Origin of the sequence: Streptococcus sp. FSL K6-1323, from assembly GCF_038630745.1 — a bacterium.
In the GTDB taxonomy this organism is placed as follows: Bacteria; Bacillota; Bacilli; order Lactobacillales; family Streptococcaceae; genus Streptococcus; species Streptococcus salivarius_D.
Genome location: NZ_CP152039.1, coordinates 238212 through 250271 on the forward strand (window position 1 = coordinate 238212; position 12060 = coordinate 250271).

11 protein-coding genes and 1 other RNA gene are annotated in these 12060 nt (G+C 40.2%); 10 read left to right on the top strand and 2 right to left on the bottom strand.

Annotated features, from left to right (window positions below; translation table 11 throughout):
* Window positions 1–10 precede the first annotated feature (10 nt).
* The 6 genes from NST80_RS01305 (at window position 11) to pepC (ending at window position 6334) form a co-directional block, all read left to right on the top strand.
* Window positions 11–694 carry an ABC transporter ATP-binding protein gene (locus NST80_RS01305; RefSeq protein WP_002886489.1) on the top strand — a complete coding sequence of 228 codons (684 nt, stop codon included), beginning with the start codon at window positions 11–13 and terminating at the stop codon, window positions 692–694.
* On the top strand, window positions 663–1964 hold the full coding sequence (locus NST80_RS01310; RefSeq protein ID WP_080562482.1) for an FtsX-like permease family protein: 1302 nt from the start codon (window positions 663–665) through the stop codon (window positions 1962–1964). The genes NST80_RS01305 and NST80_RS01310 overlap by 32 nt, the downstream gene beginning before the upstream one ends.
* Window positions 1965–2148: 184 nt before the next feature.
* Complete coding sequence (locus NST80_RS01315; RefSeq protein WP_002886494.1) at window positions 2149–3603, top strand: nicotinate phosphoribosyltransferase; 1455 nt, start codon at window positions 2149–2151, stop codon at window positions 3601–3603.
* 11 nt (window positions 3604–3614) lie between these two features.
* A complete protein-coding gene (nadE, locus tag NST80_RS01320) occupies window positions 3615–4436 on the top strand; it encodes an ammonia-dependent NAD(+) synthetase (protein ID WP_002886496.1) in 822 nt (273 codons plus the stop codon).
* Between the two features lie 15 nt (window positions 4437–4451).
* Window positions 4452–4895, top strand: a complete 444-nt coding sequence (locus tag NST80_RS01325; RefSeq protein ID WP_002886497.1) for a DUF805 domain-containing protein — start codon at window positions 4452–4454, stop codon at window positions 4893–4895.
* Between the two features lie 101 nt (window positions 4896–4996).
* Window positions 4997–6334 carry an aminopeptidase C gene (gene pepC / locus NST80_RS01330; protein ID WP_002886499.1) on the top strand — a complete coding sequence of 446 codons (1338 nt, stop codon included), beginning with the start codon at window positions 4997–4999 and terminating at the stop codon, window positions 6332–6334.
* A gap of 106 nt (window positions 6335–6440) precedes the next feature.
* Here pepC and pbp1a read toward each other — a convergent pair whose 3' ends face one another.
* Window positions 6441–8732, bottom strand: a complete 2292-nt coding sequence (pbp1a, locus tag NST80_RS01335; protein WP_183138089.1) for a penicillin-binding protein PBP1A — start codon at window positions 8730–8732, stop codon at window positions 6441–6443.
* Window positions 8732–9328 (bottom strand): Holliday junction resolvase RecU, encoded by a 597-nt coding sequence (recU, locus tag NST80_RS01340; protein ID WP_045769236.1) that lies wholly within the window; start codon window positions 9326–9328, stop codon window positions 8732–8734. Before recU ends, pbp1a begins: the two co-directional genes overlap by 1 nt.
* A 76-nt stretch (window positions 9329–9404) precedes the next feature.
* On the opposite strand from recU, the gene NST80_RS01345 reads away from it, so the two are divergent.
* The 4 genes from NST80_RS01345 (at window position 9405) to NST80_RS01360 (ending at window position 12059) form a co-directional block, all read left to right on the top strand.
* Entirely contained in the window at window positions 9405–9920 is a 516-nt protein-coding gene (locus tag NST80_RS01345) for a DUF1273 domain-containing protein (protein WP_118172039.1), read from the top strand.
* Between the two features lie 108 nt (window positions 9921–10028).
* Window positions 10029–10361, top strand: a complete 333-nt coding sequence (gene gpsB / locus NST80_RS01350) for a cell division regulator GpsB (protein ID WP_045769238.1) — start codon at window positions 10029–10031, stop codon at window positions 10359–10361.
* Between the two features lie 14 nt (window positions 10362–10375).
* An RNA gene (gene rnpB / locus NST80_RS01355) (RNase P RNA component class B) lies at window positions 10376–10743 on the top strand.
* A 149-nt stretch (window positions 10744–10892) separates the two neighbouring features.
* Complete coding sequence (locus NST80_RS01360; protein WP_041817330.1) at window positions 10893–12059, top strand: class I SAM-dependent RNA methyltransferase; 1167 nt, start codon at window positions 10893–10895, stop codon at window positions 12057–12059.
* Window position 12060 lies beyond the last annotated feature (1 nt).

The following is a 12060-nucleotide window of genomic DNA, read 5'->3' on the forward strand; positions in this document are numbered from 1 at the left end:
GGAGGAAATCATGTCCATTTTAACCATCGACCACATCTCAAAGTACTATAATCTCGACGGTACGAACCAAGAGCGCGCTTTGAACGATGTTACACTTGAGATTGCATCAGGAAAGATCACTGCTATCTACGGTCCATCTGGCTGTGGTAAGACCAGTCTGCTTAGTATTATTAGTGGCTTGGATAGTCAGTATCAAGGAAATCTTTATTTCAAAAATCAAAACATGCGAGATTTTTCAGAGCGTGATTTGACCTATTTTAGAAAGGCTCATATTGGCTTTGTCTTTCAAAATTTCAATCTTATCCCTCATCAATCAGTCCTTGAAAATGTCAAGATGCCTCTTTACGTTAAAAATATGACTGATAAAGAGATGGTCGATATTGCGGAAAGGGAGCTCAGCCGTCTTGGAATCGGAGACTTTATCAAGAAAAATGTTAAGCAGCTTTCTGGTGGGCAAAAACAACGTGTGGCCATTGCCCGTGCCCTAGTCAATAATCCAGAAATGATTGTGGCTGATGAACCGACAGGTTCTCTTGATTCTCAGTCTCAGGAAAATGTTCTCGAAATTTTTAAAGAGCTAGCTGAGGCAGGTAAAACTGTGATTATTGTAACCCATAACCCTGAAGTGGCGGATTATGCGGATGTTGTCATTAAAATGAAGGATGGTGAAGTCGTTGAAACAATCGAAAAATAAGGGGTTGACCCTCAAGAATAAACTCAAATTGTCATTGAACAACTTTATGGAACGTAAGTGGCGTAATCTTTTGATTGCGACGGCAACTTCCATTGGTTTTATCGGTGTCTTGATTTCCTTTGGTTTGGGAAATGCTATTGTTGGTATGATTAATGACAGTACCGATGGTGGCAATATTCCATCCCAGATTCAGATCAGTCTTAGTGCTAAATCAGCAGCCAGAGGGGTTCTAAATGCGGATGACGAGAAGTTTATTCGTAGCCAGATTAAGAGTGATGACATTAAGTATTTGGAGAGTCCCTTTGGAATGAACATGGCAAGTCTTACCCTTGATGGCAAGACCATGGACTTCAGCAAGGACCTTCCTAACTATTCTCAGGTTATTAGTCTCTACAAGAACACAAAAATCTCTACATCTCGCAATGATAAGGATAAAATTTCAGCTGGGAAGCCTTTTAAATCTGAAGATGAAAAGGGCTTAACCCTTCCGATGAGTTTTGTCAAACGCTACAACCAAGAAACAGGGAAGAAGCTCAAGGCTAAAGACTTTATCGGTAAAGAGATTTCGGCTCAGATTGTTGAAAATACTGCTGAGGGAACTAAAGTAGCTGATATCAAGACTAAGATTGTCCGTATTGTTGATGACAGCGAGGATGCTGAAGAGAGCAATAGCTATCTGCCAGCTAAACAATTGGAAGAATTACTCAAAGAAAATGGCTTTACCAAAACAGTCTCTTACATGCTTTTGGAGCTCAAAGATCCAGCCAAGACCAAGGAAGTCACTAAAAAATTGCAGAAAAACAAGAAGTATCTAGTTCTTTCACAGCAGGCCATCCTAGATGTTATTATTAAATTCATTCGTGTGATTCAGGCCCTCTTGATTATCCTTTCGTCACAAGCTATCCTAGTTTCAGCTGTCATGATTGGAATTATCATCTATATTAACATCATGCAACGCTCAAAAGAGATTGGTGTTATGAAGGCTGTCGGTTATCTTAATCGTGATGTGAAAGCTATCTTTGTTTATGAGGCCCTCTGGATTACGGGTATCTCACTAGCTCTTGCCCTCCTTGTATCGCAGGGCATTGGAAGCTTGGCTAACATGATTGTTTCACATCTCTACCCAAGTGTCAGCAAGGTGTTTGACCTAAATCTGACATCAATTCTCATCATGTTTGGTTTCTCACTCTTGATGGGCTATCTGTCAGCCTACCTTCCAGCCCGTAAAATCAGTAAAATGGACCCTGTCGAGTCCCTAAGATATGAATAGAAATAAAGAGTAGTCTCCTCAGGCTACTCTTTTTTGTCAAAACAAGCATTAGAAAAATCGGAAAGTCCAAACAATAATTAACTTTCTGAAAAGTGGAGACAATTGCTCAAAAATGCTATAATAGTCAGTATATACAGGCTATTAATAACAAAAAAAGAAGTACCTATTCGATTGGAGGAATTCCATGTATAAAGATGATAGTTTAACCTTGCACACTGACTTGTATCAAATCAATATGATGCAGGTTTACTTTAACCAAGGTATTCACAATAAAAAGGCCGTTTTTGAAGTTTATTTCCGTCAACTTCCGTTTAAAAATGGCTTTGCTGTGTTCGCAGGTCTGGAGCGTATTGTCAACTATCTTGAAAATCTGACCTTCTCAGAAACTGATATTGCTTATCTAAAAGATTTAGGTTATCCTGAGGATTTTCTGGACTATCTAGCCAACCTAAAACTCGAGTTGACTATCAATTCAGCTCTTGAGGGTGATTTGGTATTTGCTAATGAACCGATTTTCCAAGTGGAAGGTCCCTTGGCCCAGTGTCAGCTTGTAGAGACTGCCTTGCTAAATATCCTCAATTACCAGATTCTTATTGCTACCAAGGCAGCTCGTATTCGTTCTGTCATTGAGGATGCTCCTCTGTTGGAATTTGGGACACGTCGTGCACAAGAGATGGATGCAGCAATCTGGGGAACACGTGCAGCCGTGATTGGTGGTGCTGATGCAACGTCAAATGTACGTGCCGGCAAGATTTTTGGAATCCCAGTTTCTGGTACTCATGCCCATGCCCTTGTTCAAGCCTATGGCAACGATTATGACGCCTTTAAAGCCTATGCATCTACTCATAAGGACTGTGTGTTCCTTGTAGATACCTATGACACCCTTAAGATTGGTGTTCCTAATGCTATCCGTGTCGCTAAAGAGCTAGGTGATAAGATTAATTTCTTGGGTGTTCGTCTTGATTCAGGTGACTTGGCTTATCTATCGAAGCAGGTTCGTAAGCAATTGGATGCAGCTGGTTTCCCTGATGCTAAGATTTACGCTTCAAACGACCTTGATGAAAATACTATCCTTAACTTGAAGATGCAGAAGGCTAAGATTGATGTTTGGGGAGTAGGTACTAAGCTCATCACTGCCTATGACCAACCAGCCTTGGGTGCTGTTTACAAGATTGTCTCAATGGAAGATGATAAGGGAGTCATGCATGATACTATCAAGTTGTCCAATAATGCTGAGAAGGTTTCGACACCAGGTAAGAAGCAAGTTTGGCGTATTACGAGTCGTGCTAAGGGCAAATCAGAAGGTGACTATATCACTTTCGCAGATACGGATGTTAATGCTTTAGATGAAATTAATATGTTCCACCCAACATATACTTACATCAATAAGACGGTTCGTGATTTTGATGCAGTGCCACTCTTGGTTCCAATCTACGACAAGGGGCAACTAATCTACGACTTACCAAGTCTTGATGAAATCAAGGCTTATGCGACTAAGGAATTGGACGAACTTTGGAATGAGTACAAGCGCGTGCTTAACCCTCAAGATTATCCAGTTGACTTGGCTAAAGATGTCTGGGATAACAAGATGACCTTGATTGATAATGTCCGTAAGAAAGCCCATGACTTGTCAGAGTAAAGGGAGAAATTATGACTTTGCAAGAAACTATTATTGCTCAACTAGGCGTTAAACCTAGCATTGATCCAAAGGAAGAAATTCGAAAATCCGTTGATTTTTTGAAGGCCTACATGCTCAAACATCCATTCCTTAAAACATATGTTTTGGGAATCTCAGGAGGTCAAGATTCTACATTGGCTGGTCGTCTGGCACAACTTGCGATTGAAGAGCTCCGTGCAGAGACAGGAAAAGACTATCAGTTTATTGCCATTCGTTTACCGTATGGTGTCCAAGCAGATGAAGATGATGCCCAACGTGCTCTTGCTTTTATCAAGCCAGATGTGAGTCTTGCGGTTAATATCAAAGAAGCTGTAGATGGTCAGGTTGCTGAACTTGCCAAAGCAGGTGTCACCGTTTCTGACTTCAACAAGGGAAATATCAAGGCCCGTCAACGTATGATTACCCAATACGCGGTCGCGGGTGAAAATAGTGGGGCAGTTATTGGGACAGACCACGCCGCTGAAAACCTTACGGGCTTTTTCACAAAATTTGGTGACGGTGGTGCGGATATTTTGCCGCTCTTTCGTCTAAACAAGCGTCAAGGTGCAGCCCTTCTTGCAGAACTTGGTGCGGATAAGGCCCTATATGAAAAAGTGCCAACAGCTGACTTGGAAGAGGATAAACCAGGAATCGCTGATGAAGTGGCACTTGGCGTGACCTATCGTGAAATTGATGACTACCTTGAAGGCAAAGAAGTCTCAGCCAAAGCCCAGGAAACGATTGAGTCTTGGTGGCGTAAAGGTCAACACAAACGTCACTTGCCAATCACCATTTTTGATGATTTTTGGAAATAAGAGGAGAAATGAGTTATGATCAAAGCTTATATTGATTTTTGGAAGCGTGCCTTTGACTTTAGCGGCCGTTCGACTCGTCCAGACTTCTGGTGGGCTTATTTAGTTAATGTCATTATTATTACTATTCTTACTGTTTTTTGTGTTCTTATTCCTTTCTTCAGTAATGTTGATCTTAGTGACCCAGCTCTGTTGAATAATCAGACTGAACTACAAAAAATAATTTTCTCCTATGCTTGGCCACTAATGCTTTTTAGCTTAATTGAACTTATCCCTCAATTGTCTCTACAAATCCGTCGTTTAAGAGATGCAGGATTTCATCCGGCTTGGGTACTTCTAAGTTATATAGGGCTTATACCATTCTTAGCTTTATTCACATTGATTGGAAGCATTGTCCTCCTTATCATGTCGTGTCAGCCAACGAAACCAGCACCTGAAACGCAATTTGATAAAGTGGAATAAGATTGTCATAACCCTAGGTTTAACCTAGGGTTATTTTTAAATTGAATTTTCAGAAATTAGTGATAAAATAGAGAGGAATAAGGCTTAAAAGGAGGAATCTTATGACTTCACTATCAACAGATTTCACAGATAAACTATTTGCAGACTATGAGGCCAATGCCAAATACAGTGCTATCGAAAATGCTGTAACTCACAATGGCTTGCTCAAATCCATCGAAACACGTCAATCAGAAGTTGAAAATGACCATGTTTTCTCAATCGATTTGACTAAGGATGAGGTGTCTAACCAGAAAGCTTCAGGACGTTGCTGGATGTTTGCGGCTCTTAATACTTTCCGTCACAAATTAATCTCAGACTTCAAATTGGAAAGTTTCGAGCTTTCTCAAGCCCACACCTTCTTCTGGGACAAGTATGAAAAATCAAACTGGTTCTTGGAACAAATCATTGCTACAGCAGGTCAAGAGATTGGCAGTCGTAAGGTTAAATTCCTTTTGGATACCCCTCAACAAGATGGTGGACAATGGGATATGGTCGTATCACTTTTTGAAAAATATGGTGTTGTACCAAAATCAGTTTATCCAGAATCTGTAGCTTCAAGCAATAGTCGTGAGCTTAATCAATACCTCAATAAGCTTCTTCGTCAAGATGCTCAAATTTTGCGTGATTTGATTGCTGGAGGTGCTGATCAAGCTGCTGTTCAAACTAAGAAGGAAGAGCTTCTTCAAGAAATCTTCAACTATCTTGCCATGATTCTTGGTTTACCACCACGTCAGTTTGATTTTGCCTACCGAGATAAAGATGACAACTATCAATCTGAGAAAAATATCACACCACAAGCTTTCTTTGAAAAATATGTGGGTCTAAAACTCAGCGACTATGTGTCAGTTATCAACGCTCCAACAGCTGATAAACCTTACGGAAAATCTTATACTGTTGAGATGTTGGGTAATGTTGTAGGTGCGCCAAGTGTTCGTTATATTAACCTTCCAATGGATCGTTTCAAAGAGCTTGCCATTGCACAGATGAAGGCTGGAGAGACTGTTTGGTTTGGTTCAGATGTTGGTCAAGTCTCAGACCGTCAAAAAGGTATTCTTGCAACTAATGTTTACGACTTTACAGCTAGCATGGATATTAACTTGACTCAAGACAAGGCAGGACGTTTGGACTACAGTGAATCTCTCATGACTCACGCCATGGTTTTGACTGGGGTTGATTTGGATGCCGATGGCAAACCTGTTAAATGGAAGGTTGAAAACTCTTGGGGAGACAAGGTCGGACAAAAAGGTTACTTTGTCGCTTCTGATGCCTGGATGGATGAATACACTTATCAAATCGTTGTCCGTAAAGACTTCCTCACAGCTGAAGAATTAGCAGCCTATGAAGCAGAGCCACAAGTACTTGCTCCTTGGGATCCAATGGGAGCCCTTGCTTCAAAATAAGACAATATATGAAACCACTGGAAAATGATGCCAGTGGTTTTTCATAGCTTCTTTAAAATTTATCTGTAAAAAAAGAGTTATCCATTCGGATAACCCTTTTTAGTTCTTATTCTTCTGCTGTAGCAGTGTTTGAATTTGAATGTTCAGAGCCATTAGAAGCTGATGTCGATGGATTTGTTGAAGCATCAGGCCCGTACTGTTGACTATCTTGTGAACTTGATGAGTCACTGCTTTGGCTTGAGTCTAAACTTGATGATGAGCTAGATGTTCCAAGTGATCCTGTGTAAACATTTGATGTTGAAGAACCAGTAAGGAAGACATAGCTACCATTATTATAAACACCGCTAGGCATATCGAAATCTTCAGAACCCGCACCATACATCTGGTTAAGGTAGCCACTTGTTACACCGTAGATTTGTTTAGCAATGTCAAGGTCTGAATCATGAAGTGGTGTTTTACGGTTTTTGTAACCTGTCCAAATCGCCATTGAATACTTAGTATTGTAACCAACGAAAGTTTCATCTGGAACCATAAGATAAGCATAGACGCCACTTTCTTTTTGTACCTTGTAGTATTCATCGTCACCATAGTTAGATGTACCAGTCTTACCAGCATTGAATGTACCAGGGACATAAGCTTCAGTCGCTGTACCACCTGTCATTACTTGTTTCAACATGCTTGACATCATGTAAGCTGTTTGTGGCGACATGGCCTCGACACCTTTAGAATCAAATGATTTTGTTGAACCGTCTTCAAATTTGATTGATTTAATGTAAGATGGTTTATAGTAAGTACCGCCATTTGCAAAGGCTGCATAGGCCGCAGCCATTTTCTCGCTTGATGCACCGTACTTAGGATCTGACGATGTTGTTGAAGATGAGATGGCATTTGAGTAATACATTTCTGGATACTCAATACCCAAATCTTTCAAGAAGGACTGTGCATATTCCAAACCAACAGCCTGAAGAGCTTTAACAGCTGTTACGTTACGTGATTGTTGAATAGCATAGGTCAATGATATACTTCCGTAATATTTACGGTCCCAGTCGTAAATTGGGGTTGAAGAGCCAGGGAAATTATAAGGATTATCGTAAACAGTCGTACCAGTGTTTGTATAAACACCTTTTTCAATAGCGGGAGCGTAGTCAGTGATAGGTTTCATTGTTGAACCCCAGTCACGGTCAGTTTGGACTGCTTGGTTGGTACCAAGGGCAACGTTCTCATCCTGATGGCGTGATCCTAGCTGAGCAACAACACGACCATTAGTAACATCAATAATAGTAGAGGCAACCTGGAAGCTATCATTTGGATAGTAGATATAGTCATCAGTATTATAGACATTCCAAATGTATTTTTGAATATCAGGATTAAGGTTAGTGTAGACGTCGAGACCTGCTGAGTAAATATCAGCATTGGCATCAGTAGATACCTGTTCGATAACTTGTTTGATGTAGTTATCTAGATATGGCTCGTAGCTAGCTTTCTTTGTGAGTGGAAGAAGACCATCTGATATGTCAGTTTCTTTAGCTTGTTCGTACTCTTCTTTAGAAATGTTTTTGTCTTCATACATTTCACTAAGAACAGTGTTACGACGCTTTTTAGCAGCATCCGGATTAGCATAAGGGTCATATTGTGTTGGTGCTTGTGGAATACCGGCAAGAAGAGCTGCTTGGGCAACAGAGAGGTCGCTCAAGTCTTTACCGAAGTAAGATTTAGCTGCAGTCTTCATACCATAGTAACCATTACCCATATAAACCTTGTTAACGTAGAAGGTCAAAATCTCTTGTTTAGTGAATTGACGCTCCATTTGGAGAGACAACCAGATTTCTTGTGACTTACGTTTAAGGGTTTGGTCCGAAGTGTTTGTTGAGAAGTAGGCCAATTTAATCAACTGTTGGTCGAGTGTAGACCCCCCCTGGGTACTACTACGACGAAGGTTATTAACAGCCGCTCCCATGATACGGTAGACGTCAATTCCACGGTGTGTGAAGAAACGTTTATCCTCAATAGAGGTGATGGCATTAACTAGAGTTGTTGGAATTTCATCTGTGGATGCACTCTCACGTTTCTCAGCTCCCAAGTCAGCAATAAGGCTACCATTGGCGTCGTAAATCTTACTTGAGCTTGTTGATTGTAGTTTGTTCTCGGTAAGTTTAGGAACACTGCTAATATAGTAGGCAAAGAGGCTACCACCAGAGATGACACACACTACAAAGAAAGTCAGTAATCCAATAAATCCGTATTTTGCAATACGCCAGCCCAAGCTTTGGTCTGAAGTAGCTGAGCGTTTTCCCTTGCTATAGCGAGAAGAATCTGAACGTTTGGCTTTGATGTTTTTAGCACGTTTAGTCAAACCGCTCAGCGATTCTTTAAAGTTGTTGAAATTAAATTTAGCCATTATGTGTTACCACCTAATAATTTTTCAATGATTTCTAAATAAGGAACTTGAGGATAAGCTGCTTCTGCAATTGCATAGCCTCTTTTTTTGATATAATCAAGAGGCATTGATTTCGTCCCCTTATCAATTTGATAAAAAGCGATTAAGTCTTTGGCAGGCAGAAGGTAGGTTTCCTTAAGCGTCGAGAAGTGAAGTAGCACGAAGCAGATCCCATCTTGACTGATGACCTGAGACATGTGCTCAATTTGATGCGCATGAAAGTTTTTCATAGGCATGGCTGTCTTTTGTCGTGTCTCTTTGGCTTCAAAATCAATGTAATATCCCTTGTAAACACCAGAGTAGTCGGTAGTAGAGGCTTGTCTAAAGTAAGCTTCCACAATCTTTGCTCGTGAGCGTTTGGGATAATCGACTTTGACAATTTGAACAGGAGTGGGTTTTTTATGAATAACGGCTAAACCACGCGACAAATAGTAATCATTAGTCGCGTTAATAGCAGATTCAAAGCTCATCCCCCGATTGGCAAAGTCAACTCTATTTGATTTTTTAGGACGTACTTGTGCTTTCTTACGAGATATCTGATGGGGATAGTTTACCATTTCTTTCCCTTCTTCTTTATAAGATATGCATAAAGACTATTTTATTATACCATAAAATGAACGAGGAAAACAATAAATGACATCACTACTGGTAACTGGTTATAAGAGCTTTGAACTCGGTATTTTTAAAGACAAGGACCCTAAAGTAACCATTATCAAGAAAGCAATTAAACGTGATTTTAAGCGTTTCTTGGATGATGGTGTGGATTGGATGATTTTTACCGGCAACCTCGGTTTTGAATTTTGGGCACTAGAAGTGGCTAAAGAACTTCAGAAAGAGTATCCTTTGAAGTTAGCGACACTCTTCCCTTTTGAAACGCACGGTCAGAATTGGAATGAAGCGAATCAAACAAAACTAGCAGCCTTTAAGCAGGTTGATTTTGTCAAGTATAGCTTTCCCGCTTACCAATCTCCAGCACAGTTTAAACAATTTAATCAGTTTCTCATTGACAATACAGATCAGGCTTATTTATTTTATGAACCTGAAAATGAAACAAATCTGAAATATTTTTACGGTATGATGATAGAAGAAAGGGATTATCCCGTATCTCGACTGACTTTTGATGACCTCAATGAGGTCATGTCGGAATAGGATATAATTGAGTTTTAAACTTGCATTTTTATCTTTTTTTCTGTATCATAAAAATATTAGACAGTAAAGTATTAGTAAGTTAGATAAGACAAGTATTGGAGAATAAAAATGGCTAAGATTAATTTAACGCCCAAGAAAATCTACGAACAAGAATTTAAAACAAGCATGCGTGGATACGATAAAAAAGAAGTTGATGAGTTTTTAGATGATGTAATCAAAGATTACGGTGTCTATATTGCTCTAGTTAAGGAATTGCAAGAAGAAAATGCAAAACTTAAGGCTAAAGCTTCATCAGCTCCTGCAAGTCGCCCAGCATACGCAAGTGCGACAAGTGAGCCATCACGTGCGAATGCCAATGTTGCTTCGGCTTCAAACTATGATATCTTAAAACGTATCAGTCGTTTGGAAAAAGAGGTCTTTGGAAAACAAATCGTCGAATAAAACTGGTTTGTGCAATTTTTGGATAATCGCATGGTTGCTAGTCTTCCATGAGGAAAGTCCATGCTAGCACTGGCTGTGATGCCAGTAGTGTTTGTGCTAGGTGAATTAATAAGCCTAGGGACTTGATTTTCAAGTTACGGCGAGTGAACTGGCTAAGTCTTCGGATAGGTTTTAGTAGCTCTGAAAGTGCCACAGTGACGGAGTTTTTAGGGAAACCTAAAAAGTGGAACGCGGTAAACCCCTCAAGCTAGCAACCCAAACTTTGGTAGGGGCATGGGATGGCTGGAAACGAACGGACCATCCTGACTGCTTTGCAGTAGACAGATGATTATCGAAGGAAGTGGTACCTAGTCACTTCTGGAACAAAACATGGCTTATAGAAAATTGCATATAGGTGAGGCTGGGACACATGTCTCAGCCTTCTTTTAGCAAGAATTCTCTCTTTTACAATTATATCTAAAGAAAAGAGTGGGAAAATAAGCCGTCAGTTAAGAAAGTTTGTACTCGTAACAATGAGATAAAAGGATGACAATGAAAGAAACATTTACATTAGTAGCAACTGCTGCAGCAGGTCTTGAAGCTGTGGTTGGACGTGAATTGCGTGAGTTAGGTTATGACACTCAGGTTGAAAATGGTAAGGTGCGTTTCCAAGGCGGTGTTCGTGCAATAGCTGAAACTAACCTTTGGTTGAGAGCAGCAGACCGTATCAAGATTGTAGTGGGGGAATTTCCAGCACGTACCTTTGAGGAACTCTTTCAGGGAGTTTTTGCCTTAGACTGGGAAAATTATCTTCCGCTAGGTGCAAAGTTCCCAATTTCTAAAGCTAAATGTGTTAAATCAAAGCTTCATAATGAGCCATCTGTTCAGGCGATTTCCAAAAAAGCTGTTGTTAAGAAATTGCAGAAGTATTTCCACCGTCCAGAAGGAGTGCCTCTTCAAGAAACAGGAGCAGAATTTAAGGTTGAAGTTTCTATTTTAAAGGATAAGGCTACGGTTTTGATTGATACCACAGGTGCTAGTCTCTTTAAGCGTGGCTATCGTACTGATAAAGGTGGGGCACCTATTAAGGAAAATATGGCGGCTGCTATCCTTGAACTTAGTAACTGGTATCCGGATAAACCGTTGATTGACCCGACTTGTGGTTCAGGGACCTTCTGTATTGAGGCTGCAATGATTGGTATGAACATTGCGCCAGGATTTAATCGTGATTTTGCCTTTGAAGCATGGAATTGGGTGGATAAAGATTTAGTACAGTCGGTACGTGATGAAGCAGATAGCAAGGCAAACTATGATGTTGAATTAGACATTATGGGTTGTGATATTGATGGCCGTATGGTTGAGATTGCAAAAGCTAATGCTCGTGAGGCAGGTCTTGAAGATGTTATTAAATTGAAACAAATGCGTTTACAGGACCTGAAAACAGATAAAATCAATGGTGTCATTATTTCAAACCCTCCTTATGGTGAACGTTTGTTGGATGACAAGGCTGTGGATATCTTGTATAATGAAATGGGTCAAACTTTTGCGCCACTTAAAACTTGGAGCAAGTTTATCTTGACCAGCGATGAACAATTTGAAAGCAAGTACGGTATGAAAGCCGATAAAAAACGTAAGCTTTATAACGGTACACTCCGTGTTGATTTGTATCAATATTTTGGTGAACGTGTTCGCCGTTCTGAGGCTAGAAAGGTAAATTAAA